The 25,635-nt window shown below is 47.5% G+C and carries 23 protein-coding genes, 2 tRNA genes and 1 other annotated feature; of the genes, 11 read left to right on the top strand and 14 right to left on the bottom strand.

The annotated features are described in order from the left end of the window. Nucleotides 1-8 precede the first annotated feature (8 nt). A complete protein-coding gene (locus T494_RS14320; RefSeq protein WP_347490850.1) occupies nucleotides 9-296 on the bottom strand; it encodes a metallophosphoesterase in 288 nt (95 codons plus the stop codon). Between T494_RS14320 and T494_RS0102735 the strand changes: the two genes are divergently transcribed. The 7 genes from T494_RS0102735 to T494_RS0102760 all read left to right on the top strand — a co-directional run bounded on the left by T494_RS0102735 (nucleotide 273) and on the right by T494_RS0102760 (nucleotide 7,922). Next, the gene (locus T494_RS0102735) at nucleotides 273-947 is read left to right on the top strand and encodes a hypothetical protein (RefSeq protein WP_155984018.1); all 675 of its coding nucleotides are present in this window, start codon (nucleotides 273-275) and stop codon (nucleotides 945-947) included. The genes T494_RS14320 and T494_RS0102735 overlap by 24 nt on opposite strands. A 1,237-nt stretch (nucleotides 948-2,184) precedes the next feature. Beyond that, complete coding sequence (locus T494_RS13295; RefSeq protein ID WP_051539956.1) at nucleotides 2,185-4,062, top strand: hypothetical protein; 1,878 nt, start codon at nucleotides 2,185-2,187, stop codon at nucleotides 4,060-4,062. 369 nt (nucleotides 4,063-4,431) lie between these two features. Then, entirely contained in the window at nucleotides 4,432-4,743 is a 312-nt protein-coding gene (gene mobC, locus T494_RS12105; RefSeq protein ID WP_051539958.1) for a plasmid mobilization relaxosome protein MobC, read from the top strand. Then, the gene (locus tag T494_RS13300; protein WP_051539961.1) at nucleotides 4,743-6,065 is read left to right on the top strand and encodes a relaxase/mobilization nuclease domain-containing protein; all 1,323 of its coding nucleotides are present in this window, start codon (nucleotides 4,743-4,745) and stop codon (nucleotides 6,063-6,065) included. Before mobC ends, T494_RS13300 begins: the two co-directional genes overlap by 1 nt. A gap of 96 nt (nucleotides 6,066-6,161) precedes the next feature. Continuing rightward, on the top strand, nucleotides 6,162-6,308 hold the full coding sequence (locus T494_RS14100) for a hypothetical protein (protein ID WP_242836372.1): 147 nt from the start codon (nucleotides 6,162-6,164) through the stop codon (nucleotides 6,306-6,308). 100 nt (nucleotides 6,309-6,408) lie between these two features. Then, nucleotides 6,409-6,609: a helix-turn-helix domain-containing protein gene (locus T494_RS0102755; RefSeq protein ID WP_028504967.1), complete on the top strand. Its 201-nt coding sequence runs from the start codon at nucleotides 6,409-6,411 to the stop codon at nucleotides 6,607-6,609. A 101-nt stretch (nucleotides 6,610-6,710) separates the two neighbouring features. Continuing rightward, the gene (locus tag T494_RS0102760; RefSeq protein WP_028504968.1) at nucleotides 6,711-7,922 is read left to right on the top strand and encodes a site-specific integrase; all 1,212 of its coding nucleotides are present in this window, start codon (nucleotides 6,711-6,713) and stop codon (nucleotides 7,920-7,922) included. A gap of 166 nt (nucleotides 7,923-8,088) precedes the next feature. Here T494_RS0102760 and T494_RS0102765 read toward each other — a convergent pair. From T494_RS0102765 to metG, 4 genes are all read right to left on the bottom strand, one after another. Continuing rightward, nucleotides 8,089-8,170, bottom strand: a tRNA-Leu gene (locus T494_RS0102765). A 124-nt stretch (nucleotides 8,171-8,294) separates the two neighbouring features. Then, nucleotides 8,295-9,485, bottom strand: coding sequence for a hypothetical protein (locus T494_RS0102770; protein WP_028504969.1), 1,191 nt, complete (start codon nucleotides 9,483-9,485; stop codon nucleotides 8,295-8,297). Between the two features lie 63 nt (nucleotides 9,486-9,548). Continuing rightward, nucleotides 9,549-9,622 (bottom strand) — tRNA-Arg (locus tag T494_RS0102775). A 43-nt stretch (nucleotides 9,623-9,665) separates the two neighbouring features. Continuing rightward, nucleotides 9,666-11,621 carry a methionine--tRNA ligase gene (metG, locus tag T494_RS0102780; RefSeq protein ID WP_028504970.1) on the bottom strand — a complete coding sequence of 652 codons (1,956 nt, stop codon included), beginning with the start codon at nucleotides 11,619-11,621 and terminating at the stop codon, nucleotides 9,666-9,668. Between the two features lie 397 nt (nucleotides 11,622-12,018). Between metG and T494_RS0102785 the strand changes: the two genes are divergently transcribed. The 3 genes from T494_RS0102785 to T494_RS0102795 all read left to right on the top strand — a co-directional run bounded on the left by T494_RS0102785 (nucleotide 12,019) and on the right by T494_RS0102795 (nucleotide 15,411). Then, a complete protein-coding gene (locus T494_RS0102785) occupies nucleotides 12,019-13,206 on the top strand; it encodes a reverse transcriptase domain-containing protein (protein ID WP_028504971.1) in 1,188 nt (395 codons plus the stop codon). 130 nt (nucleotides 13,207-13,336) lie between these two features. Then, on the top strand, nucleotides 13,337-13,813 hold the full coding sequence (locus tag T494_RS0102790) for an RNA polymerase sigma factor (RefSeq protein WP_028504972.1): 477 nt from the start codon (nucleotides 13,337-13,339) through the stop codon (nucleotides 13,811-13,813). Next, on the top strand, nucleotides 13,810-15,411 hold the full coding sequence (locus tag T494_RS0102795) for a hypothetical protein (RefSeq protein ID WP_155984020.1): 1,602 nt from the start codon (nucleotides 13,810-13,812) through the stop codon (nucleotides 15,409-15,411). The genes T494_RS0102790 and T494_RS0102795 overlap by 4 nt, the downstream gene beginning before the upstream one ends. Nucleotides 15,412-15,446: 35 nt before the next feature. On the opposite strand, the gene T494_RS0102800 is transcribed toward T494_RS0102795, so the two are convergent. The 4 genes from T494_RS0102800 to sstT form a co-directional block, all read right to left on the bottom strand. After that, entirely contained in the window at nucleotides 15,447-16,103 is a 657-nt protein-coding gene (locus T494_RS0102800; RefSeq protein ID WP_028504974.1) for a deoxynucleoside kinase, read from the bottom strand. Between the two features lie 10 nt (nucleotides 16,104-16,113). Next, nucleotides 16,114-17,127: an aspartate--ammonia ligase gene (gene asnA, locus T494_RS0102805; RefSeq protein WP_028504975.1), complete on the bottom strand. Its 1,014-nt coding sequence runs from the start codon at nucleotides 17,125-17,127 to the stop codon at nucleotides 16,114-16,116. A gap of 250 nt (nucleotides 17,128-17,377) precedes the next feature. Next, nucleotides 17,378-18,748: an asparagine--tRNA ligase gene (gene asnS / locus T494_RS0102810; RefSeq protein WP_028504976.1), complete on the bottom strand. Its 1,371-nt coding sequence runs from the start codon at nucleotides 18,746-18,748 to the stop codon at nucleotides 17,378-17,380. A 50-nt stretch (nucleotides 18,749-18,798) separates the two neighbouring features. After that, nucleotides 18,799-20,076, bottom strand: coding sequence for a serine/threonine transporter SstT (gene sstT / locus T494_RS0102815; protein ID WP_028504977.1), 1,278 nt, complete (start codon nucleotides 20,074-20,076; stop codon nucleotides 18,799-18,801). A gap of 64 nt (nucleotides 20,077-20,140) precedes the next feature. Continuing rightward, nucleotides 20,141-20,367: a binding site (T-box leader), on the bottom strand. A 204-nt stretch (nucleotides 20,368-20,571) separates the two neighbouring features. Between sstT and upp the strand changes: the two genes are divergently transcribed. After that, nucleotides 20,572-21,201 carry a uracil phosphoribosyltransferase gene (gene upp, locus T494_RS0102820; RefSeq protein ID WP_028504978.1) on the top strand — a complete coding sequence of 210 codons (630 nt, stop codon included), beginning with the start codon at nucleotides 20,572-20,574 and terminating at the stop codon, nucleotides 21,199-21,201. Nucleotides 21,202-21,243: 42 nt separating this feature from the next. Here upp and T494_RS0102825 read toward each other — a convergent pair whose 3' ends face one another. From T494_RS0102825 to T494_RS0102845, 5 genes are all read right to left on the bottom strand, one after another. Beyond that, on the bottom strand, nucleotides 21,244-21,936 hold the full coding sequence (locus T494_RS0102825; RefSeq protein ID WP_028504979.1) for a putative ABC transporter permease: 693 nt from the start codon (nucleotides 21,934-21,936) through the stop codon (nucleotides 21,244-21,246). Then, on the bottom strand, nucleotides 21,933-23,159 hold the full coding sequence (locus tag T494_RS13305) for a DUF975 family protein (protein WP_028504980.1): 1,227 nt from the start codon (nucleotides 23,157-23,159) through the stop codon (nucleotides 21,933-21,935). Before T494_RS13305 ends, T494_RS0102825 begins: the two co-directional genes overlap by 4 nt. A 168-nt stretch (nucleotides 23,160-23,327) precedes the next feature. Next, nucleotides 23,328-23,798 carry a hypothetical protein gene (locus T494_RS0102835; RefSeq protein ID WP_028504981.1) on the bottom strand — a complete coding sequence of 157 codons (471 nt, stop codon included), beginning with the start codon at nucleotides 23,796-23,798 and terminating at the stop codon, nucleotides 23,328-23,330. Nucleotides 23,799-23,807: 9 nt separating this feature from the next. After that, on the bottom strand, nucleotides 23,808-25,040 hold the full coding sequence (locus T494_RS0102840; protein WP_028504982.1) for a phenylacetate--CoA ligase: 1,233 nt from the start codon (nucleotides 25,038-25,040) through the stop codon (nucleotides 23,808-23,810). A 15-nt stretch (nucleotides 25,041-25,055) separates the two neighbouring features. After that, complete coding sequence (locus T494_RS0102845) at nucleotides 25,056-25,634, bottom strand: indolepyruvate oxidoreductase subunit beta (protein ID WP_028504983.1); 579 nt, start codon at nucleotides 25,632-25,634, stop codon at nucleotides 25,056-25,058. Between the last annotated feature and the right edge of the window lies 1 nt (nucleotide 25,635).

A 25,635-nucleotide genomic window follows, 5' to 3' on the forward strand; every position in this document is an offset into this window, starting at 1 on the left:
GTGCCGCCCTACCACTTCACCTCTTTATATGTGTCGATGTTCTGCGGCCGCATCTCATGGTTGCCGTGAATACAGAAGAGTATTATCGGCAGAAAGTAAAGCATAGCTTTCAGCTTCTGGTCTCTCTTTCCGCCATAGTAGTTGATGCCTGCGTCGCCGAGGATAATAAGAATGTCGTCCTGTGTTGTTTCAAACCTGCGGCAGAACTCATGCACCCGCCTGAAATCGCCGTGCGTGTCGCCTGTAATGTAGATGCTTTCATGGAAAAATGTGTGAATGATGATTCTATCACAAATGTATTAATGCTACTTGATCCACTATATGCACAAAAAGCAGACAATCATAGTGGAGGTGTAGGGACTGAAACACAGATTATTTCAGCCAGAGTTTATAGTGAGGTTTCACAAGATAGATTTATTCCTATAATAATGAAACGTGATGAGAACGGCAACATTTGTAAACCAACTTATCTACAAAGCAGATTACATTTTGATTTAACTGATTCAGATAAATATGACCAAGAGTATTCAAGACTTGTAAAAAAACTATATGGGGTAGAAGTTTATGAAAAACCTACGCTGGGCAAAAGGCCCGACTGGGTTGACAAACCAATTAGCATTTCGCACAAAAGTTTCGTATCTTTTGAATCACTAAAGAAACCCATTCCAGATAAAACTAAACAAAACGAGTTAAAAAAACACCTTAATAATATACGCCTGTATGATCAAAATGAAACTAAGTATGACGAATCCGGAAATATTATTACGGGGATAGAGTTTGCCACAGTCGATTCGTTCTCTATAGGAGATTACAAACAATTCTTATCTCAAATCAAGCCAGGTCAAAAACTAAGAATTACAAAGGATAATATACCAGAAAAGATGTGGTGGTGTTCCTACTACCATGGTAAAGAAATCAAAAGAGGCGAGATAAAGTGGAGAGATTAGTATTTATACTTTATTGAGTATCCAAAAGAATTCTCCCGCCCAAACTTTTCCCGACCATATGTTTCGTCAAAACGACGGATGTCTCACAGCGTTTAGAATGTGACAATGTGACAGATAATCAACACGGTGTCGTTTTTCAATGTTCGGTTTTATTGTTAAAGCGCTGAAATTTTGTGACATAGGTCATTTTGGTATTGACATCGGTCACAGAATCGGTTATACTTAATCACAGATACAACAGGAATCTTAACAAAACGAGCAAGCGGAGCAGCGGGTAGGTATCGCCAGGCTGGCTACCAAGCGGGGGCGGCATCCGAAAGGGTGTTGATTCACAAAGCAACGCATAGGTGTTTTATCTGTCAACGTGTGAAGTATACACTGACGAATAACACAGCTGCATTTATGTGACGAAGCAGCTTGCCGTCAAATCGAGTATACGGAGACCGGTCAATTTGACTGAGTACTACTGTGACCGCAAAATGTTTTACTTCACCAATGGACAAAAATGTGTCCGGTTGAACCAAGGGGTTGTTATACCCTGATGACAGTAAGACAACTTAACTCCGCTACTTGAAAGAATTGAATACTGATATCAGATCCTTCTTCCGAAGTTTTCGGAGGAAGGATTTTTTTGTTTGCAATAAACGATCTACATATATCGTCAAAGGAGTGAGTCCAATGTAAAATGAAAACCACAAGCCAACAACCATAGACAGATCAAAGGAGGAATGTGCAAAAAACAAAAACTGTTGTGCTTTTCACTAAATGAAAGTACGGTTTACTGTGCAAGCCAACAAAATTTATTACAGATCTCAAAAATAAGGTTATCAAAACCCCAACATCTCTCCCTTATACAAGTAGGAAGAAAGATCTCAGCATCTTGAAAATTGAATCCGCACACACGAAGGATACCCCACGGGGAAGTACAGCCATGATGAGCCTGGAGGACTCGGAGCGTACCAAGTCGGGACAATACGCCGAAAGAAATCGGCAGGAACTATAGTGGAGTGCGACAAAAGCAGCTACCCTGCTCTCAATTTCGTCTTACACGCCTTACACTCATCGCAAACGGCGTAGTTTCGAGCTGAAAGCTGTAATGCGTGTGTAATGCGTGTAATACCTGTAATGCGAGCGTATGCTGTGTGTAATACGAGGAAAAATCCGCAAAGCCCTTTGGTTATTGACTCTGCGGCAGTTGTAATGCGTGTAATGCGTAAAAAGAATAGGAGGAGATAGAATGAATGAAACATTGAACGAAATCCAGATCGAACAAACCCTAAGCGAGATTGACGACACCGTCTATGAGCAGCCCTATCTTGTAAAGGACGGCTGTCTTTACGAGGAGGTGAAGATCAAAAACAAGACCGAGTATGTCAAGCTCGCCGACTTCGTTCCCGTGCTCAAAGCAGAGGTCACCTACGATGACGGAACAGAAGAAAAAAAGAAGTTCCTCATATCCGCTGTTCACAAAAGCGGTGATGTTCTCACCGAGCAGCTGGTATCTGCTGACGATATGCAGACGATGAAATGGCTGCTGCAAAGGTGGGGGCAGCAGGGCGCTGCACAGCCAAGACAGAATGTGCATCAGAAGATATGCCACGCTATAATGTCACCCAAAGAAAAACCAGTCCGTGAATCGATATACACACAGACAGGCTGGAAACTTATCGACGGAGAGTATGTGTTCCTGATGCCGAATGAGAACAGCAAGTACACTGTTGAACTTCAAGGCAAGCTCAAACGGTACCGCTTTGTTTCAAAGTGTACGCCCGATGAGCCTGTGCTGCTTTGTGATATGCTCGACAACACTATTGCACCCGAGAGAGTTATGCTGCCTCTGACAGCGGTTACTTTCCTCTCCCCGCTCGGACACTTTCTCAAAAACGCTGGCTGTGAACCAAAGTTTGTTACTGCACTCATAGGCAAGACAGGCTCGAGAAAGTCAACACTCGCAGCACTGTTCCTGTCCTTCTTCGGAAGGTTCACGGCGAGCGACCTGCCGATGTCCTTCCACGACACCGCAAACAGCATACTTGCCAACAGCTATTATCTCAAAGATGTGCTGACCTGCATAGATGACTTTCACCCGTCAAGCAGCTATCAGGAAAAAGAAATGAACACTATCGCACAGAACATTTCAAGATACTACGGTGACCGCACAGGCAGAGGAAGGCTCAACTCAAAGATTGAGATACAAGCCTCAAAGCCGCCGGCAGGCAACGCAGTCATCACTGCTGAGTTCGCACCGAGCATCTCTGTTTCGGGCAGTGCAAGATACTTTTGCCTTGAACTCAACAGCGATGATGTTGACCTTAAAGAGCTGTCGGTGTACCAGCGGTGCGCAGAGCAGAACATACTCTCGGGAATAATGATGACATACCTTGACTGGCTCAAGGAGAAATATCTGAAAGACGCAGACAGCTTTGAAACGAAACTCTCGGAGATGTTCCTGGAATTCAGGAAAGACTATCTTGTCAGTCTGACTGAGAAACAGATAGCATTCCACAGCAGAGTTCCGGATATGCTTTCGCATCTGCGGATAGGACTTGTGATGCTGCTTGAGTTCCTGCTCGATACAGAGTTCATAGGCAGCGATGATCAGAAGAGGTATCTTGACAACCTTGATGAGATACTCATTGAGAATGTTCAGAGCAGCGCCGAGCTTATCCTTGAGGAAGATCCTGTGACAAAGTTCTGCGAAAAGCTCACCAGTCTACTCGACAGCGGCAGGTGCTATGTTGAAACAAGAGGCTCTGACTACTCAATAAGACAGAAGAACTGCATAGGACTTCAGGACGACAGATACTACTATCTGTTCATGGACAGTGCGCACTCTGAGGTCAGACAGCTGTGCAGCAATCAGGGTGAGCAGTTCACGATAAGCAAGAAAGAGCTGCTCAAACAGATGAGGAAAGACGGTCTGATAGTTTCAAAGACCAACCGCAACACTGTCTCGATAAGAGATAGCGGCGGGGTCATCAATGTGACTATGCTCGACAAGGAGAAGATAGCCCAGCGACTGTCGCGCGATTTGTGCCCGCCCTCCACCTCGGTGGAGAGTTTACCCGAGCCGCAGACACAGAACGCCCCACAGGGCAACGTGGCGCAAGTGTGAGCGAATGGCAGAGTAAGGAACTCTCGCCGCAGAGTTTACTATCTGTATAGTAACTCCAAAATTGCAAAAAAAGACAAACGCCCGAGAATGAGTGCTTTGCGGCACAGAGGTGCTGAATTAAACTGTTCCAAGTATCAGTCGGCAGGTCAAGCCACACAGTATTTTTCTCTCTTCTGCCAATGATAGCGAAAGAAGAAAAGGTCAAATTGAGGGATGCAAACGGCAGTCCGAAAACCGCAGGGATTCGGACACGCCAGCATCGCAGGCGGCAGTCCACAACCCAGCAAGCTGGCTCGAACTTGCCTCCCGCATTGCCGGCTCGGGGAGGACCCCGGACCCCCTCATAGCGAAAAGAAAGGAGTGATGAAATTGAGAACAAGAGATGTAACTATCACAGTCAGATGTACCGAGGACGAGCGGAGAAAGATCAGAGAGCGAGCTGCAAGCCGAGGGCTGAAGCTGTCCGATTTCGTTCTGCGGTCGGCGCTTGGAAAGAAGATAATTGTGCTTGACGGCTTCCACGAGTTGAGCAAGCAGCTCAAAGCTGTGGGCAACAATCTCAATCAGCTGACCAGGCTTTGCAACGAGGGCAGAGTGAAAGTTGCCGAGCTGAAAGAGTGCAGAGGTCTGCTTATGGACATCTACGGTCGGCTGGGCGAAATGCTAAAGGAGGTGAAGTGATGCCGATAATCCACTTTGCAAACAGCAAGAATCAGACAACGGGCGGCTTGAAAAAGCTGCTCGGGTATGTCAGCAGAGAGAAGAAAACCAAGCTGGAGGACAGGCGGTTTGTGTCGGGTGTGAACTGTTCAACCGAGAATGCCTACAACGAAATGATGCTAACCAAGCAGATGCACAAAAAGACAGGCGGCAGACTGTACTATCATCTGGTGCAGAGTTTCCCGAAAGGCTATGACATCAAGCCAGAGCTTGCACACAAAATTGCAGTTGAACTTGCAGAGAAAGCCCTCAAAAACTTTGAATGTGTCGTGGCAACTCACATAGACCGAGAGCATATCCACAGCCACATAGTGTTCAACTCGGTCAGCTTTCAGAACGGACGAAAGTTCCATTCCAACCTTAATGATGTCAAACAGCTAATGAAACTGTCCGATGAGATCTGTGAAAAGTATGGTGTTCACACATTGCAAGAGCCTACCTTTAGTAAGGATAGTCATAAAGAGATACTCGGCGACAAGGAGTACCGCAGTGCTGTGCGTGGCGAGAGCTTCAAGTTCGCTTTGATGAACGCAATCACAGACTGTATGAAACAAGCAAAGTCCCAAAAGCAGTTCATAGCTTTGATGAAACGCAAAGGTTACCATGTGCGGTGGGAGCAGCAGCGAAAGTACATCACCTACACCACGCCCAAAGGAAAGAAATGCAGGTGCAATAAACTGCACGACAGAAGATTTACAAAGGAGATGATGGAATATGAATTCGAGATCAGAGATAGAATCTTTAATGGAGAAGAACAAGGAGAGCTTTCGGGAGGCTTCGGAAACCGCTCCTATGGTGGTAGTTCAGGAGCAGAACTGGACGGCGGTGTTGAAAATCCTCAGTTCGATTTGTCAGTCGCAGGACGAGGTCAGAGAAGAATTAAAAGAGCTGCCGACCGGCAAACAGATGACGAGGTACGAGCAGAACCAGTCGATACTGCTTGGCAGATACCAGCAGGAGAGCGAACAGAACCGTCAGCAGATACATCAGGAGATGAAAGAAATGAGCAGCGACCTGCTGAAACAGGTTGGGAGCATGAGCGCAGAATACTCATCAAAGCTGAAAGAGCAAGAGAGCTGGCGGCAGAAAGTAAGCTCAAAGCTGTGCAAAATTCTGATAGCTTCGCAATTGATACAATTGGGCTTGTTGACGGGATTACTGCTCTGGCTACGTTGATAGAGGACAGCGATGAGGACGAGGACAAGCACTACTCCGCAGTTGACCGCAAGCGGCTCAAAGAGGAATGGGAAAAGAAAGAGTCGCTGGGAATGCATATGGGGTAACGAAACGTGACTCGATACCGAAACGGTACCGAGTTCCCGAAACGGGCTTTCGGTATCAGTGGAGCCCCAAAACAGGACTACATCTCTCACCATGACGTGACAGAACATCCCGTCATCATGGGGTGGCAAACCACCACCTCGTCCAAGGGAGTGGACAAAACGGACACCCCATTGACGGTGAACGAATTGTTCACCGTATGGATATGGGGTACGCATATGGTATCCCACAGCGACCCGACCTGAAATAAGGTGGGTAAAAATCTAAATCGAAAGGACAGATTAAATTGAACAATGCAATCAGAAATCGGAACAACATCAAATCAGGAAGGAGAACGATAATAGAATGGCTGAAAACAAAACAGAAACGAAAATCACTATGCTTACCATTAAGGAAGCTGCCGAGCTTTTTCAGGGACTTACAGAGTTCAGAGTCAGAGAGCTGTGCAGGACGGGTGCGCTGCCTTGCATAATGGCGGGCAAAAAGTATTTGATAAACAAAGATACATTGTACAAATTCCTCAGCGGAGGTATGGCGGTTAGGTAGAAAAGTATGTTGTAGAAATGAAATGTATGGCTGCCTGATAGCTATGCCCGTAAGTATGTGGTAAGCTGTCAGGTAGTATACAGAAAGGAAAGGTGAAATATATGGCGTATATTGAAAAGAGAAAAAATCGCAAGGGTGAGTTCGCTGGATACCGAATTCGTGCGTACAGCGGATACGATGTCAATGGCAAGCAGATGGTGCAGTACAAAAGCTGGACGCCGCCAAAGGATATGTCTCCTCGTCAGGCAGAGAAAGAAGTGCAACGGCTTGCAGTTCTGTTCGATGAGGAATGTTCACACGGACAGGTCACGGCGGCGGTAAAGCTACAAAAACTTTGTGAGCAATGGTTCAGTGAGTACGCTGAACTTAACCACCGCAGCACGACATTGCAGAGAGAACACCTCATAGCATCAAGGGTCTATCCTGCACTCGGTCATCTTCGTATCGACAAAATATCAGCTCGTGACATTCAGAAATTCATAAACTCACTTGCACAACCGGGTGCAAACAAAAGGACAGGTCAGCCACTGTCTCAAAAGACAATGCGGCACCACCTGTCGTTCATATCTTCAATATTCGAGTATGCGATACGACTCGATATGGTGACAACAAATCCTTGTTCACGAGTCACAATACCAAAGATAGATGCCAACGGTAATGTCTACAAAAAGCCCGAGAAACACATCTACACCAAAGAGGAAACGAGGGAGTTCATGCAGATCCTCGCTGAAGCTCCGATGAAATACAAGGTGTTCTTCACGCTCGCTATCTACACAGGCTGCCGCAGAGGTGAACTGCTCGGTGTTGAGTGGAAGAACATAGATCTTGAAAAAGCAACGCTGATGATAGACCACACATCAAACTACACAGCAGGCAAGGGAATTTACACAGATATCACCAAGACGGATAAAAGCACAAGGCTTGTAGACCTGCCGCCGACAGTGGTCGAGCTGCTCAAAGCATACAAGCACGATCAGGACTACTACAAGGCAGAGCTGGGCAGCAAGTGGCACGAGCACGACAGGCTGTTCACCAAATGGGACGGCGAGCCGATGCATCCAAACACTCCGTACTCATGGCTGATGCGGGAATGTGAACGCAGAGGATTTCCGTTCTACGGAGTGCATACATTCAGGCATCTGTTCGTATCGCTTGAGATCGAGGCAGGCATTGACCCGACCACCATAGCAGCTATGGTAGGTCACAGCACCCCACAGACCACGCTGACCACTTACAGCCACTTCTTTGCCGATAGCAAACGCAGGGCAAGCAACGTCATAGCGGACATTATTGAGGGTAAAACGGCAGGGTAAAATACAAATAACACCCAGACAGCACCCAAAACAAAGACGGGAAACTGCGCAGATGCGTAGTCTCCCGTCGTTTGACTTTTATCAATAAGGTCCATCATAAGGTCCACAGGGCAGTTTTGGACAAAAATAAAGCTCGCAAACGCCGTGTTTGCGAGCTTTTCATTTATGCGGCAAACGGGACTTGAACCCGTACGTCGTTAAACACACGCCCCTCAAACGTGCCTGTCTGCCAGTTCCAGCACTGCCGCATATATTCCGCTGATGTAGTCAGCTTAATTATTATATCACTTCTCTTTATGTTTGTCAAGCCTTTTTTATGAAAAATCTTATCCTCATTAAAAAGCCCCGAAAACACGTTTCCGAGGCTTATCACTAACGTTTTTCAAGCACGCCCATGATGAGATTTCCGCAATAGCTGCACCTGCTGTTTTCGTCCGTAACACCTGTAAGCGGTGCGCCGCAGGACAGACATCTGTCCTTCACGACCATTTTTGCAAGTGCTACAACAAGCTGCCCATCATGCACCTCAAGAGTGCAGTTTTTGAGATATCCGTTTTTTATGGCATATCTTATGCGCTTGAGCTTACTTTTTCCGCTTGATGCAAAGCCCAGATCAGGCAGAGTATTTGCGTTGACGAACGGCTTGGTCGAACGTGAGAAATAATTTGCCCAATCCGCAGCGGAAAACAGTGCCATCGTCTTTCTGAAGCGCAGCAGACCCAGCGGTAAAAGTACAAGTGCAAATGCTCCTCCGTAGATGATGCCGTCACGGATATGATCTTTGATCAGCTTGTATGAAAACAGGTGGTTCGATGGGTCCAGCAGCATCTTTTTCTGATACTCCTCATCAAAATAGTTGCTGACCTGACTGAGTGTGTATATCAGAAAGATGACGCCGAGCGAGAGCCCTATTATCGAAAGAACAAAGTACAGACCTTTTCTCAGACCTGTTGTCGGGGATTTATAGAAATCAGGTCTGCCGTTTCCCGAGCCAAGCCGGTTTGAAACGCTGTAAAAATGGTCATCGGAAAGCACCTTTGCGTGCAGGTCACTGCTGTGGCAATAAGGACAGGTGCCTGTAAAGAAAACTCTTTTCTCTATGTGGGCACCGCAGCTGCGGCACTCGCACAAGCATTTTTTGCTGTACAGCTCAATTATTTCTTCGCCGCTGCTTTGGACAAAGCTAAAGTTTTTCATATACAGCACACGGTAGATATGCATCTGTCTGCGCACAGCAGCCCGGCTTTTGCCCATTACCTGCGACAAGTCCGCATAGGTCGTAAAGCCGTCAAGGTCACCCTCTAAAAAGCTCGAATAGAACACGGCATTGCCGACGTGCTTAATAGACAAAAGCGCAGCTATCAGCAGCACCACAGCCACACAGGTCATTACTATTGCGCTTTTCATTGACACTGCACCCCAGGCATACTCGGGTTTATCGCTGTATGTAGAAAACTCAGAGATTATATATGTGGTGCTGAGAACAAACTCAAAAGCGCTGAAGAGTATAAGCAGCACGTTTTTTATCCGCAGTGCGGTTATAAGCTTCTTTCTTAAATACACAGTTATCCATCCTCCACAGATGTATATTCAATAATACCCCACAGCTAATGCTGCGGGGCTTGATATGCCTGATGCGATTCGAACGCACGACCTTCAGAGTCGGAGTCTGACGCTCTATCCAGCTGAGCTACAGGCACATATCACGGAGCACAGCCGAAGCTGTACTCCGAATAAAACATATTACCTTATCTTTGAACCGCAGGGCAGTGACTGGTCGGGGAAGATCACCTTTGCCGAACCGTCAGGTGCATCTGCTGCGCAGATCATGCCCTGGGACTCAACGCCGCACAGGGTCACAGGTTTGAGATTGGCAACAATAATAACCTTTTTGCCCACCAGATCCTCGGGAGCATACCAGTTGGCGATGCCTGAAACTACCTGTCTTCCGCCCATTCCGTCGTCCAGCTGCAGGCAAAGCAGTTTCTTTGCTTTCTTGACCTTTTCGGCACTCTTTACAAGAGCGACCCTAAGATCCACCTTTGCAAAATCGTCTATGGTGATCTGGTCAAGCTGGGGCAGCACCTCCGCCTGCGGCTCATCTGTCTCTCCGGCTGCCTTCTTAGCCTCCTGGATCCTCTTGTTTATCTCCTCAAGGAGCTTTTCTCCGTCTATTCTTGCAAACAGCGGAACAGGGTCGTTTACCGTTACGCCCACCTGTAATCTTCCGAAGCTTTCAAGGCTCTCCCATGTGTCGATATCGCAGTTTATCTGCTGCATTATTTTTTCGCTGGTCTCCGGGAGGAAGGGCTTTAACAGCACGCCCAGATATCTTATTGTTTCAAGCAGCACATAAAGCACCGTTGCAAGGCGGTCTTTCTGCGCCTCGTCTTTGCCCAGCACCCATGGCTCTGTTTCGTCGATATACTTATTTGCTCTTTTGGCAAGCGACATAATTGTGTCCATGGTCTCAGCCATTCTGTACTGCTCAAGGAGCTGCTCCACTTTTTTAGGTGTCTGCTCACACTTACTGATGACCTCGTCGTCAAGCGGCTGCTTTGCACACGGAGGCATTATTTTACCGCCGAAGTATTTTTTCTGCATTGCCACAGTTCTGTTCACCAGGTTGCCCAGGGTGTTGGCAAGGTCGGTATTGTATCTTTCGATAAGAGATTCATATGTCACCGAGCCGTCCGAGCTGTAAGGCATCTCCGAAAGCAGATAGTACCTTGCGCCGTCAACGCCGAACTCCTTTACAACGTCCTCGGCATAGATAACGTTGCCCCTTGACTTGGACATCTTTTCTGTGCCGAAAAGCATCCACTGGTGTCCGAACACCTTTTTAGGCAGAGGCTCGCCCAGTGCCATAAGGATTATTGGCCAGTAAATGGTATGGAACCTCATTATGTCCTTGCCGATAACGTGGCAGTCCGCAGGCCAGTATTTTTTATAAAGCTCTCCCGAGCCGTCGGGGTCATAGCCAAGTGCGGTGATATAGTTTGACAGGGCATCTATCCAGATATAGATAACGTGCTTATCGTCAAAGGTTACGGGTATTCCCCACTTTACAGTTGTCCTTGAAACGCAAAGATCCTGGATACCCGGCTTGATGAAGTTGTTGTACATTTCTTTTTTTCTGGACTCGGGATATATGAACTCCGGGTTGTCTTCAAGGACATATTTTTCAAGCTGTTTCTGGTACTTGGAAAGCTTCAGGAAATATGCTTCCTCCTTTGCCGGCTTTACCTCACGACCGCAGTCGGGGCACTTCCCGTCCACCAGCTGGCTCTGTGTCCAGAAGCTCTCGCACGGGGTACAGTACATACCCTCATACTCGGACTTATAGATATCTCCCTGGTCGTACAGCTTTTTAAATATCTTCTGTACAGCCTTCTCGTGATATTCGTCGGTGGTCCTTATAAACTTGTCGTATGATGTATTCATAAGGTCGCAGATCTCTCTGATCTCTCCAGCTACCTTATCAACGTGCTCCTTGGGGGTTATGCCCTCCTGCTGGGCAAGCTCTTCGATCTTCTGACCGTGCTCGTCGGTACCGGTAAGGAAGAAAACATCATACCCGAGCATTCGCTTGAACCTCGCTATCGCATCGGTGAACACTACCTCATATGTGTTGCCTATATGGGGCTTTTTTGAGGTGTAGGCAATAGCCGTGGTGATATAATAGGGTTTCTTGGACATTTTCTATTCCTCCTGTTTTTTTGTTTTTCTGCAAACAAGCTTGCAGAACACTCTTTGTATTATACACCTTTTTACCGCCATAGTCAAGCACCGCTGCGGCGGAACGCAATTCCCTCGCCAATAGGTACGGCACATACTCCTCATTTTCTTTGGCTCGGGGTGCATGGATCAGCGGTTAATACGCAAAATGCTATTGACAGCGTACTTTTTGTGTGCTACAATAAAGCGGTAAATAAGAAGAAGAGAAAGCAGCGTTTGCTGCGTCTGCGAAAGGTGAAGCGTGTTTCGTTTAAAAAGGCTTTGCAGACAGCCGTTGCACGTTCAGCCCGGTACATTAAGCGATGCTTAATTGAAAGCATATTCTCTTCTTCTTTTTATTTTTTAAGGAGGTGGCAGCGTGTCCTTGCTCGACAGTCTTTACGACCCGCAGACATGGGAGGAATACAAACAGTACAAGCTTTCCCACGGGCATATCTCTCCCCGCAGACAGCAGGAGCTGGAGGAGTTTATCAGCCGAAGGCTCTATCTTCCCACCGCAAAGGACCTTTGCTTTTCACCGCCTGAAAAAAAGACCATAAACAAAAGCGGCACACAGAAAAAGCGTGTGATATATATGTTCCCGCCCCAGCAGACCCAGGTGCTCAAGCTGCTCACTCACCTTTTGTATAAATATGACGGGGCATTTTGTAAAAGCTGCTATTCCTTCCGCAAGGGCATCACCGCCCGGATGGCAATGGAAGACGTTATGGGGCTGAAAAACAAAGACAGTCTGTGGGTGCTGAAGCTGGATATCCACAACTACTTTAACTCCATGCCGTCAAAAAGGCTGGTAAAGGAGTTTGAGAGGGTCATAACCGACGACCCGCAGCTTTTGAGCTTCCTCACGGATCTTTTCACCGCAGATATATCCATGTGCGGCGGACAGGTCATCACCGAGGACCGAGGAGCGATGGCAGGCGTGCCTGTGTCGGCATTTTGCGCCAATCTTTATCTCACCGACCTGGACAGGCTTTTTGAAAGTATGGGCGTGCCATATTTCAGATATTCCGATGATATTCTTGTCTTTGCCCAAAGCCGCAGCCTTGCCATGCAATACTACCGGACGATAAAGCAGCACGTTGAAAGCAAGGGACTGACCCTTAACAGCAAGAAGTTCTCCCTCACCCCTCCCGGGGAACCGTGGGAATTTCTCGGCTTTAAATATCACAATGGTGAGATAGACCTTTCGCAGGCATCAGTGGACAAAATGAAAGCCAAGATAAAGCGCAAGGCTGCCGCCGTATACCGCCGCAAATGCCGGCGTGGCACAGCGGATGACAAGGCGGCAAAAAACATGATAAAGATATTTGACCGCAAGTTCTTTGCCCCTGCGGACGAAAAAGATTTTACCTGGAGCCGCTGGTTCTTCCCTGTGCTCACCACACACAAGGGGCTTGAGGAGATAGACAGGTATCTTGTGGAATATATCCGTTATATTTACACCGGGCGGCATTACAAAGGCAACTACAGGATAAGCTACGGGCACCTGAAAGCCCTGGGGCTGCGCAGCCTTGTGAACGAATATTACAAGTACCGAAAGGGATAAAAAGACCGAAAAGGGATGCCCGGCATCTTTCAACTTTCGGTCTTTTTGAATTTTTTAATTTTATTATGCACAAATTCTGCCCTGTGAGTTGTATATATAGTGAACCGGGTTCAAGGAAGGAGAAAGCACAATGGATAAACAGCGTGTAGCACAGGCGTATGAACGTTACTCCGATACCGCAGTGCGTGCCGCATGGCATTACACAGGCGATATGCACAGCGCACAGGACTGTGCCGAAGAAGCTTTTTTGCGGCTGCTTTCTCAGGAGGATATGCCTGATGAGCGGATACTTCCCTGGCTTATACGTGTCACGGTGAACATAGCCAAAAACCTTTTGAAATCATCTCACAGAAAATGCACCGATCCCTTTGACGAGCAGGCTGTGGACGGGCAGACCGACGGGCTTGTGCTTGCACGCCGTGCAGCCGCAAGAGCGATGCTTTGTCTGCCGGAAAAGTACCGCATACCCCTTATGCTGCACCTTGGTGAAGGACGAACTATCGCAGACACCGCAAAAATCATCGGCAAAGGCATGAACACCACTGCGTCCCTTATAAGAAGGGGAAAAAAGCTGCTTCAGAAAGCCTATGAAAAGGAGGAATTATGATGAACAAACAAACAAGTGCAGAACAGATGTATAAAGAATATATCACAGACATCCACGCCGACAGCACAGCTTTGGAAAGCTTGCTTAACGGCGAAAGAAGCCCTGTAAACCCCGGTGCAAGGATAAAGCACCACTCCACAGGTAAAGTTGCTGCCGTGACCACTGCCGCAGCTGCTATCGCAATATGTGCAGGGATAGGTTTTTCGTCTTTCGGTTCAGATGACACCCAAAGCTCGCCCTCTGCCGGCGCAGCTACCCCGAAGGTAACAACGGCTCAGCAGCCCGCCAGCATAACTCCCTCAGCTCAGGGTGACTTCAGGACAGAGGTCACCGATATTATCGGCGGCACCCACGGTATGTGCGCCACATTGAAGCTTACGGGACTTACCGAAAAGGGAAAGACGCTTATCAAAGAGCAGGGCGACCAGCTCTCATCGGATCAGAGCTTTTTTGGCACAGGCATAGCAGCTATGTCCTTTTCCACTCCCGTTGCAAGCGGCGACAGCTGCACCATGCAGGTAAGCTTTGTGCCGCAGAAATTCACGGGATTTGAGAGCAACCTTGGAGTGGATATATTTTTAAGGTTCCCCTCCGATCCAAAGGGTGAGATAAACGATCCGGGAAGAAAAGTATCGTTTAACATTCCTCTCACACCCTGTGAACAGCGCTTCACAAGCGACAAGGGAGAAGAAATCTGGCTCACCGATCAATATATTGCATCGGGACACAATCCTAACGATTCTCAGAAAAGGTATCTGTATACAATAAAATACAAGGACGGCACGGTCAAAGAACTCACCGATAGTGACAACATCAACGCCGCAGGAGCTTCAGACTATCTGAGTTATACGCTGAGCTATTTCAGAGTAAAGCTGAACACCGCAGACATTGAAAGCATCACCTATGATGGCATTGAGTTCAAGCCTGCAAAGCAGGGAAATGAGAAGTTCAAGACAGAGCTTGTCCAGACAAAAGCATCTGACCACGGAATGATCGCAACTGTCAAGCTTACTGCTTTGAACGACGAGGCTAAAAAATATATGAATAAAGACCTTAGTGTTAGCTATCAGGCATCAAACGACGCATTGATGAACAGATTGATAGGATGCAACGTTGACATTGTGTCTGATAATACGCTGATAGCAAACGTGGGCTTTGCCGGTCATGATGAAAACGATAAGGTCGCAAACGGTGACACGGTGAGCGCTTTGTTCAGACTCCCGATCACCGGTGCTGATGCACAGGGCACAAGTGAAAGTATGGAATCAGCGATGGCAGCAGAGGGAAGACATATAGAAATAACCATAAACAAAAACAAAAAAGAAAGAACCTTGCGTTCCAAAGACGGCAAGACCCTCTTCCTTTCCGATTTCCATTTGACAGCACATAATATCAGATCAACGATCTCTGTGAAAAACATAACCGTAAAATATGCAGACGGAACTACTCTGACAGATACTGATATCGGTATGCTCGGAGGCAGTATCGATAACCCAAATAACAAAGGAACAAGTGCAACAATATACTTTGAAAAAGATATTGCCGCCGATAAAGTCGTATCCGTGACCTTTAACGGAACACAATACACACCGCAATGAACAAAAAACCACCTCGTTTGAGGTGGTTTTTTCTGTTATATAAGCGTCATTATTTCTGCGTGGATATCCTCTATGCTGCGCATCTGTCCGTCCTTGACGCACTCCACCGTTTTCCAGCCCAGCTTTTGTGCACAGTATGCCGCAGCCTGCTGCGAGCGCTTCAGGTACTCGATATCGCCCTCATGGATATCCTTTTTGCTTTCGTCGCCCTTATATCTGCCTGTCATAAGCTTCTGGCTCACGTCGGTGTCCGCTTTGAGATATATCACCAGGTCAGGTGCGGGGATACCAAGCTTTTTATACTCAAAATCATCAAGCCACTCAAGATACTCGTCCCACAGCTCACGTTCAAGCTTTGAACACTGGTGTATGCCGTTTGAGGTGGCATATCTGTCGGCGATTATGGTCGCACCGCTGTGGTAAAGCTCACCCCAGTCTTTCTTGTAGCTTGCGTATCTGTCAACGGCATAAAATGCCGAAGCCGCATAGGCGTTCACGTCCCCCGGACGGCTTCCGAATTCGCCTTTGAGATACATTTTTACAAGCGCCGAGGAATCGCTTTCATAGTCGGGAAAGGTTATCTCCCTGACCATTTCCCCCTGCTGCTGCAATGTCTTTGCCAGAAGCTTTGCCTGGGTAGCCTTTCCGCTGCCGTCAAGTCCCTCGATAACAATAAGCCTGCCTTTCATCATATCCTCCGTTTTACAGCAGAATAATGCCGTTTTCTTTGCACTTTGTAGTCATCTCGTCAGACCAGATAGATGCCTGCACCTCGCCGATATGCGCCTTTTCAAGCAGCAGCATACAAAGTCTTGACTGACCGATACCGCCGCCTATCGTCAGAGGCAGTGTGCCGTCTGCTATCATCTTGTGGTAGTCGTATTTCATCCTGCCCTGTGCACCGCATATTTCCAGCTGCTTTTCAAGGGACTTCTCGTCAACTCTTATGCCCATTGAGGAAATCTCCAGAGCGTTGTCAAGCACCTGGTCCCAGATAAGGATATCGCCGTTGAGGGACCAGTCGTCATAGTCCGGAGCTCTGCCGTCATGCTTGTTCCCGCTTTTAAGCTCGCCGCCTATCTGCATAAGGAACACCGTGCCGTGCTCTTTGGTGATAAGCCTTTCACGCTCCTTTGGGGTCTTATCGGGGTACATATCCTCAAGCTCCTGAGTGGTGATGAAGAAAGGCTCCTCGCATATCTTCCCCTCCAGCACGCCGTAGCGCAGTCCAACCTTGCGCTTGGTGTAAGCCACTGCTTTTACAATGGACTTTACAGCATCTTTAAGGAACTGCTCGTTTCTCTGTTCACGAGTGATGACCTTTTCCCAGTCCCACTGGTCCACAAAAACAGAGTGGGTATTGTCTGTATCGTCATCACGTCGAATGGCGTTCATATCGGTATAGATACCCTCGCCTGCCTTGTAGCCGTAACGGTAAAGAGCCATTCTCTTCCACTTTGCAAGTGACTGGACTATTTCAGCCTCGCCGTCATCTATCTCCTTGATAGTGAACTCCACCTTGCGCTCAACGCCGTTAAGGTCATCGTTTATACCGCTTCCCTTGCGCACGATAAGCGGCGCAGTAACTCTGTCCAGCGTCAGTGCAAACGCCAGAGCCTGCTGAAAAACGTCCTTGATATATTTTATTGCGTGCTGAGTTTCCCTCAGTGTCAGCTTGGACTTATAGCCCTTTGGTATATATAATTCTTTTGACATAATACTCACTCCTTGTTATCTGTTTTCAAGCACCTTGGAACATCAAATGAACCCCAAGGTTTGTTGATAATTAAGGCTATCCTTATGAGAAAGGATTCTTCTTCATTCTCTTTTTGAAGCCCTTGGTTATTTTTCGTTATCGGGGTCTTGACCCCGATGGCGAAAAATCATTAAAAGTTTTAGGAAGGGAGCTTGAGGGACAACCCTTTTTCAAAAGGGTTTCCCTCAACTGTCAGCAAGCCTTTGTGGTTTATCTGATGCTTCCAACAGTCCTCGGGAACAGGATAACATCTCTTATATTCTGCATACCTGTTACATACATTATCAGTCTTTCAAAGCCAAGACCAAAACCGCCGTGGGGTACGCTTCCGTACTTGCGAAGTTCAAGATAGTCTGTGTAAAGGTCCAGGTTCATTCCCCTTTCCTTCATTGTAGCCACCAGTTTGTCATAATCAGCTTCTCTTTCGCTTCCGCCGATTATCTCGCCCACACCCGGAACCAGCAGGTCAACTGCCGCAACGGTCTTTCCGTCAGGATTCTGCTTCATATAGAAAGACTTTATCTCCTTGGGATAGTCGGTTACGAACACTGCTTTTTTGAACACCTTTTCGGAGATATATCTCTCGTGTTCTGTTTGCAGGTCGCAGCCCCACTCAACAGGGTAAACGAAATTCTCTCCCGACTCCTTCAGCAGCTTTATAGCCTCGGTGTAGGTAACTACGCCGAACTCATGGCTGATAAGCTCCTCCAGTCTGTCGATAAGTCCCTTTTCAAAATGCTCGTCAAAGAACTTCATCTCGTTGGGGCAGGTATCAAGCAGGGTCCTTATAACTGTTTTTATCATATCCTCAGCTGTTTCTATGACCTCGGGAAGCTCTGCAAAGGCTATCTCAGGCTCAACGTGCCAGAACTCCGCAAGATGCTTTGGAGTGTTGCTGTTTTCAGCTCTGAAGCTTGGTCCGAAGGTATAGATCTTACCCATTGCCATAGCAGCCATTTCGCCCTCCAGCTGTCCGGAAACGCTCAGACCGGCTCTTTTGCCGAAAAAGTCGTTCTCATAGTACTCCTGCTCGTTCTTATACTCGGTGGAGTAGCCTATGGTCGTTACCTGAAACATCTCTCCTGCGCCCTCACAGTCGCTGCCTGTGATAAGCGGGGTGTTCACATATACAAAGTTTCTGTCTTTGAAATAGTTATGTATAGCCTGTGCCAGCACCGAGCGCACCCTCATAACGGCATTGAATGTGTTTGTTCTGCCACGCAGGTGAGGCATGGTCCTTAAAAACTCAAGGGTATGTCTTTTCTTCTGCAAAGGATACTCCGCAGGGCAGGTGCCTATTACGGTAATGCTTTGCGCATTTATCTCCGGCACGCCGTTTCTGCCCTCGACCACAGTTCCCTCTACCTTCAAAGAGCTGCCCAGCTTGAGAGCATCCTCAAAATCTATTCCCGATTCCTTATCCACAACTATCTGTATATGCTTCAGACTTGTGCCGTCGTTAAGCTCGATAAAAGCTACATTCTTTGAATTTCGTGCAGTCCTTACCCAACCGCAAACCGTGACCTTTTCCCCTGCAAGCTCCTTGCGGGCAAATACTTCCTTGATGTCCATGTGCTTCATAAGCCCTTACCTCCGTTTATTTTATGTTTATAAATTTTGTTTATAACAGGTCATATATCGACCTTTGTTTCTCCGCCCAGAAATGTGGGCAGGCTTTTGCCTCGCTTTTGCCAGCTGCGATACTCTGCCACTGCGGTAAACAGCACATCTCCCGAGGAGTTAAGCGCAGTTTCCATTGAATCCTGAATAACGCTTATGGCAAATCCGATACCCACCACTTGCATGGCAGTATTGGTCGGTATCCCGAAAAGGGAGCACGCCATTGGTATCAGCAGCAGCGATCCTCCAGCAACGCCCGATGCGCCGCAGGCTGCCAGCGTGCTGAGCACCGAAAGAACGATCGCTGACGGCAGGCTCACCGAGATGCCCAGTGTGTGCACCGCTGCAAGCGTCATTATCGTTATCACAACCGCTGCGCCGTCCATATTTATTGTGGAGCCAAGGGGTATGGACACCGAATAGATGTCCGGGTCAAGCCCAAGCCTTTCGCACAAACGCATATTCACAGGGATATTCGCCGCAGACGACCTTGTGAAAAACGCCGTAATACCGCTTTCGCGGATACATCTGAAAACCAGCGGGTACGGGTTTTTCCGCAGCGCGACAAATACGATCAGCGGGTTTACTATCAATGCTACCGTTGCCATTGATGCCACAAGGACCAGTATCAGCATACCGTAATCGGAGAATATGGAAACTCCGTTTTCCGAAACGCTTGTGAACACCAGTCCCATTATTCCAAACGGAGCAAGATGTATTACTCCTTTGACTGTTGTTGAAAGGATATCCGACAGGTCGCTGAAAAGTCTTTTTGACGGATCAGAGCCCAGCTTTTTCATCAGTATGCCAAAGATGACCGCCCAGAAAAGTATGGATATGTAGTTGCCCGAAGATATAGCAGTTACAGGATTTGTAAGCATATTAGTCAATATATTTTCAAGCACCTGCGCCACGTCTGACGGTACCGATTCCGCGCTGAAAGCCTCGCCTGACAGCTTGAGCGTTATAGGAAAAGCAAAGCTGAATCCCACAGCAACAAGCGCTGCCATAAGTGTTGAAAACAGGTACTCGAATATTACAAACCCGAACCGCCTGTCGATTTTTGACTGTCCGTTTGCAAGCGACGAAATGACCAGGATAAACACCAGCACCGGTGCTATCGCTTTGAGCGCGCTTACAAACAGCGTCCCGAAAAGTCCTATCGCCGTTGCCTTTGGCACTGCAATGCCCAGCAATGCGCCTATCACAAGTCCGATAAATATGCGCAGTATCAAACTTATATGGGTATAGCGGTAAACGACCCTTGTAAGAAAACTTTTCTTCTGCACTGAATACACTCCCTTTCTTCGTCTGATACCCAATTTTGTGCAATAAAAAAACCGTCCTGCATTTACACAGGACGGGGATAATATACAAAAACCCGTGGTACCACCTGAATTACCGCATTTTCTGCGGTCACTCTCACCGCTTAACGCACGGTAAACGTCTTCCCTACTTGCTAACGGGTTCAGGTCGCTGCTCAGAAGTGTTATTCACACAAGCTCTGATATGCGGTTTTCACTGTCCCGCACTCACTTTGAACGAAATCTCATGCTACTTCTCTTCGTCATGGCATTTATCATGGACACATTATATCACTTCGTCACAAAAAAGTCAAGACGTTGCTGTTTTTTATACAGATAACACAGCCTGCGCCGGGCTTGAAAACACATTTTTGTCTTTTCCCACAAATACAATGGGATTTTTATGGCTGATCGAGTTGAAAAACGCATAAAACTGTGATATAATGGTTATTGTAAAATAATCTCAAAGGAGCTTAAAAAATGAGCAATACATTTATCATGGATCACCCTCTTGTAAAACACAAGATCACCCTTTTAAGAGACGAACGCACCGGCACAAAGGATTTCCGCACCCTTGTTGGCGAGATAGGGAGCCTTATGGCATACGAGGCACTGCGTGACCTGCCCACAGAGCTTGTCCTTGTAAAGTCCCCGGTCGCCCAGTCTATGCAGCCTGTTCTTGCGGGAAAAAAGCTGGCTGTTGTACCTATCCTGCGTGCAGGCGTGGGTATGGTTGACGGCATACTTGCAATGTGTCCCTCGGCAAAGGTTGGTCATATCGGTCTTTACCGTGATGAGGTCACTCACGAACCCCACGAGTATTACTGCAAGCTTCCCGAGCATATGGACGAGCGTCTTACCATCGTGCCCGACCCTATGCTTGCCACAGGCGGCTCTGCGGTGGACGCAGTAAATATGCTTAAAGAAAAGGGCTGCAAGGACATAAGATTCATGTGCATCATCGCTGCACCGGAGGGCTTGAAACGGCTTGAAGAGGCACACCCGGACATAAAGATCTATGTGGGCTGTGTTGACGAAAAGCTCAACGAAAACGCTTATATCGTTCCCGGGCTGGGAGATGCAGGCGACAGGATCTTCGGCACAAAATAAAAAGAGAAAACCAAATGCTCCTTTGGGGAACATTTGGTTTTTTTATTTGTCAATATCTATCTGCCGAACAATGCTTGCGCTGTAATCGGTAATTCCTTTGCCCTGGTTTGGTACCTTTACGGAGTAGACCAGGTCTATGGCAAACCCGACACACAGTATGATCGCAACCACCGTAAGCAGCTTTTTGGATACCCTTTGGAAAATATTATCCAGAAACGGTGAAAGCAGATATATCACCAGTATGCAGGCAAACCCGAACACTACCATTCCCTCAAAGCAGATCCTGCCGTTAATGTTGAGGAAGTATCCGTTGTAGTCCCAGTACTTCAGCCCCTGCATTTTTTCTATGACCACGCTGGTTATGTACTCGGCAATACCGCACATTACCACCGAGCCCACAAATACAGCTACCTGCTTGTCCACGTGCTTTTTGAAAACCAGTATTGCGCTTACGCCGCCGCAGCCGTAGATAGGAAGCCATGGACCGTGCATGGTGCCTCGGTTAATGAACACCCCGTCTTCGATAACGTGGATACCCACCTCCCAGATCCAGCCGCCGATAGAGAACGAGAAAAACAGAAGGATATATCCCAGAATAGTATAATCCCTGTGATAATCCCGGTGTTTGATGACCTTTCCGGTAAAGCGGCTGAAGTGATATTTCTGCTCGTAGGCGATCCCGGGGTACTCGTCCAGCTGGCACAATTCATCAATGGTATAAGTTTTTTCTGTCAAAGCTGTGCGCCCCCTTTCTCTCCTTCAGGCGTATCATCGCTGCTGTCGGGAATGCTTATCTTGAACATCTTTTCCTCGCCGCTGTTTTTTATCTCCTCACGCAGCAGTTCAAGGTCGATATACTCATCGTTCAGTTTTTCCGCACCCGGGATCCCCTCCTGTTTTGCCTTGCGCCTCAAAGCGATATAATACTCGGAGTATATGGCTGCACGATAGGGATTTGAGAAGAATATTCCCACCGCACCCAGAGAAAGCATGGAAAGCATGGTCCAACCCAGAAGGGTACAGTCCGTTTTGAAAAGCTCCCACTTATGCCCGTCCATCATCTTCCGTGACAGGGTTATCGCCTCTTTTGAGGGCATATTGGGATTCTCTGCCAGGATACAGGGCACCATAGCATAGGAATACTGTTTTACAAAAAATCCGCCGATAGTAAACGTCCACAGTGTAAGAAACAGATCCTTGATGAGCATTGTCTTTATGGGGTGCAGGGTCCTTTCTCGGAACAGAAATCCCAGCCGTCCCACCTTTGTTTTGTGGTATGTTCTGCTTTCCATAAAAAATCTGCACTCGCACACCACAAGAAGATTTGTAACGAACAGTGCTCTCAAAAGGGATACCAGGAAGTTTGCGAAAATGTCAAAGGATTCCTTGAAGGACTTATTTTCCGAAAACGCAGCAGCAATGGACGCTACAAATGTAAACTTGTACGACTTGCTCCTTGTAAGCCCGTCAATATACAATATCGCATTGTCCGGCAGGTTCTCAAAAAAGCTGTTGCTTGTCAGCTGGTCCAGCCTTTCCTTTGCGCTCTTGGTTATAGAAAATGCACCAAGCAGGGTGTTTATCGTTGAGCCATCGCCTGTTGTGCCAAAGAACGTGACCTCCTTTGAGTTCAGCCCTTCAAGTCCGAAATCCTCAAAAGTCTTTTTCCACTTCTTTACCGCATCAACATTATTTATATGCCATTTTTTGTCCGTCTCCTCGGCAGTCAGACCGTTGGCGACCATATCCTGCACAATCTCTTTTTTCTGTTCGGGACTGTATTTAAGGTCGGCAACGTGGGTCATATCCCACATGGATATGCCCTGCACCGTAGTGCTGTATTCACCGGCAAGGAAGACCATTATAAAACACACCGCAATGCAGGCAAAATAATTCAGCTTCAGCGCACTGCGGGCTTTTTTCTTCAGCTCCCTGCGATTCAAAACCCTATCCTTCATTTCTTCCCCTCTGTTTTTTGTAATTCATTTTACCTCGTTTCAACCATACACACAGTTATTATATACAAATACAGACAAAATGTCAAGCAAATCTCCCTTTTGAGCCTCTTTTGCCATATTTTCCGCACAAAAAAAGCCTGCCCTTTCCGGGTAGGCTTTTTGCGGTTTTTAATAAAGAGCACGTATCTGTCTGAGGCTGCGGAGTATGAGCCATGCCAGCAGTCCTACGCTTATTACACCAAAAACGGTAGTCTTGGTGCTTATGGGCGAATAGATGTCTTTATCCTCCAGAAGAGAGATAATGAACGCCTGCTGTGACTGTCCTTCATCGGAACGTTTTGAGCTGAGCTTATCCTTATCAAAATACTTCTGATACTCCTGGTCAAGTTTATCGTAGTTTACGCTGTATCTTCCGCCGTCACTTTCAATGGCACGGGACAGTGCTGTTTCCTCCCCCTTCATGGTGGAAAACATCAGCTCCTGCTGGCAGTTGTAGTCGCTTTTAAAGCTGAAAAAAGCCAGCACGGCAAACACCACCATGGCGATGTTGGAAATATAGAATATCGCCATTATCAATATGGGGATCCCTATGCCCGTGCTATTGGTAAACTCCTCTCGTGGATTATCTATATGTGCCATAGTTTCTCCTTAATATCTGTTATCAAACACTCTTGTGGACTTCTTCTCGCTTCTTGGCAGGTCGCCGATAGCCACAGGCTTAACGTTGACGGTTATGCCTATCTTTGACTTGAATGCAGACTGTATAGCCATTTCCATATTGTAAGCATTTGCGTAGGGATTTATCTCAACAAACAGCGTGCAGATATCCTTGCCGTACATATGGTCTATCATGAACTGGTACTCGCTTGAGGCGCCGTCAACCCCGGAGAGCATTTCCTCTATCTGGCTTGGGAAGATATTTACGCCTTTGACCTTCACCATATCGTCCGTTCTGCCCAGGATAGTATCTATTCTCGGGTGCGGGTCTCCGCATGGGCAGTCGCCTGTGATTATCCTTGTAAGGTCGTGGGTACGGTATCTTATAAGCGGGGCACCCTGCTTTTTCAACGTGGTTATAACAAGCTCTCCCACTTGTCCGTCAGGGAGTACCTCTCCTGTCTTGGGGTCAACTATCTCAAAGTATACAAAATCGTCCCACATATGCATTCCGCACTCATAGTCACAGCTTATTCCGATTCCCGGACCGTAAACCTCGGTAAGACCGTAGATATCGTAAAGCTGAACGCCAAGTTCATCAGCGATACGCTTTCTCATCTTTTTGCCCCAGCGCTCGGAGCCGATAACGCCCTTCCTGAGGCATATCTGATCGCCTATTCCTCGTTTTGCTATCTCCTCTGCCAGAAGCAGAGCGTAGCTTGAGGTTGCACACAGCACAGTGGACTTCATATCTACCATCATACGCAGCTGCTTATCGGTATTTCCCGGACCCATAGGAATTACCATTGCACCCAGCTTTTCCGCACCGTTCTGAAAGCCGATGCCTGCTGTCCAGAGTCCGTATCCCGGGGTAATATGTATCCTGTCAAGATCAGTTATACCTGCGGTCTTATAGCACCTTGCAAACATTTCCGCCCAATCCTCAACGTCCTGTCTTGTGTAGGGGATTATAACGGGCGTGCCGGTAGTTCCTGATGAGGAATGTATGCGCACTATCTCCTCCTCGGGCACTGCCATAAGTCCCAGAGGGTAAGCCTCACGCAGGTCCCCTTTCCAGGTAAAGGGCAGTTTTTCAAAGTCCTCCTGTGACTGTATAGAATCAACGTCTATGCCCTCCAGCTTTCTCTTGTAAAAGCAATCCTGCGAGGTCAGCTTTTTAAGCTGCTGCTTTATAAATCTGAACTGTTCTTCTTTCATCTTCATTGTCTTTTCCTCCCTTTACCCGTTTACCACAGCGTCGACCGCTTTTAAATTCATTTCGTGGAACTTTTCGGGGACACGCTTTTTTATGGCATTTTTAAGACTTTGGATGTCTATGCCCAGAGCACCTGTTTTTGCCGCACCTGCCAGCAGGGCGATATTCAGCACCTTTGGCGAGCCGCAGCGTGCACATATCTCCTCCCCGTCTATCACGGTAAGGTTCTTAACGTTAGCTTTGAGGTATTCAAGCATCTCACTTCCGTCGTATGAGGAACCGGAAAGTGATGCGGTGACCGGTCGGACCGCCTTGGTGTTCACCACAACTGTGCCGTCCTTTTTCAGATAGTCTATACACCTTACCGCCTCAGCAGGCTCAAAGGCGATTATCACGTCCGCCTTGCCCTTTGGGATAAGGGACGAATTTATCTGCTTGTCGGAAACTCTCACATGGCTGACCACACAGCCGCCCCGCTGGGACATTCCGATAGTTTCGGCAGTTCTCACATTAAAGCCTGCCTCCATGCCCGAGAGGGCTATTATTCTCGAAGCCAGGACCGTACCCTGTCCTCCTACTCCGCACAAAAGTGTATTATTCATT

Origin of the sequence: Ruminococcus sp. FC2018, assembly GCF_000621805.1 — a bacterium.
Taxonomy (GTDB): Bacteria; Bacillota; Clostridia; order Oscillospirales; family Ruminococcaceae; genus Hominimerdicola.

Excerpts from the sequence above, each read along its gene's own strand:
- T494_RS13295 (WP_051539956.1), top strand. The coding sequence starts at position 2,185 with ATGAATGAAACATTGAACGAAATCCAGATCGAACAAACCCTAAGCGAG.
- T494_RS13300 (WP_051539961.1), top strand. The coding sequence starts at position 4,743 with ATGCCGATAATCCACTTTGCAAACAGCAAGAATCAGACAACGGGCGGC.
- T494_RS0102755 (WP_028504967.1), top strand. The coding sequence starts at position 6,409 with ATGGCTGAAAACAAAACAGAAACGAAAATCACTATGCTTACCATTAAG.
- T494_RS0102760 (WP_028504968.1), top strand. The coding sequence starts at position 6,711 with ATGGCGTATATTGAAAAGAGAAAAAATCGCAAGGGTGAGTTCGCTGGA.
- metG (WP_028504970.1), bottom strand. The coding sequence starts at position 11,621 with ATGTCCAAGAAACCCTATTATATCACCACGGCTATTGCCTACACCTCA.
- T494_RS0102790 (WP_028504972.1), top strand. The coding sequence starts at position 13,337 with ATGGATAAACAGCGTGTAGCACAGGCGTATGAACGTTACTCCGATACC.
- T494_RS0102795 (WP_155984020.1), top strand. The coding sequence starts at position 13,810 with ATGATGAACAAACAAACAAGTGCAGAACAGATGTATAAAGAATATATC.
- T494_RS0102800 (WP_028504974.1), bottom strand. The coding sequence starts at position 16,103 with ATGATGAAAGGCAGGCTTATTGTTATCGAGGGACTTGACGGCAGCGGA.
- asnA (WP_028504975.1), bottom strand. The coding sequence starts at position 17,127 with ATGTCAAAAGAATTATATATACCAAAGGGCTATAAGTCCAAGCTGACA.
- asnS (WP_028504976.1), bottom strand. The coding sequence starts at position 18,748 with ATGAAGCACATGGACATCAAGGAAGTATTTGCCCGCAAGGAGCTTGCA.
- upp (WP_028504978.1), top strand. The coding sequence starts at position 20,572 with ATGAGCAATACATTTATCATGGATCACCCTCTTGTAAAACACAAGATC.
- T494_RS13305 (WP_028504980.1), bottom strand. The coding sequence starts at position 23,159 with ATGAAGGATAGGGTTTTGAATCGCAGGGAGCTGAAGAAAAAAGCCCGC.
- T494_RS0102835 (WP_028504981.1), bottom strand. The coding sequence starts at position 23,798 with ATGGCACATATAGATAATCCACGAGAGGAGTTTACCAATAGCACGGGC.
- T494_RS0102840 (WP_028504982.1), bottom strand. The coding sequence starts at position 25,040 with ATGAAGATGAAAGAAGAACAGTTCAGATTTATAAAGCAGCAGCTTAAA.
- T494_RS0102845 (WP_028504983.1), bottom strand. The coding sequence starts at position 25,634 with ATGAATAATACACTTTTGTGCGGAGTAGGAGGACAGGGTACGGTCCTG.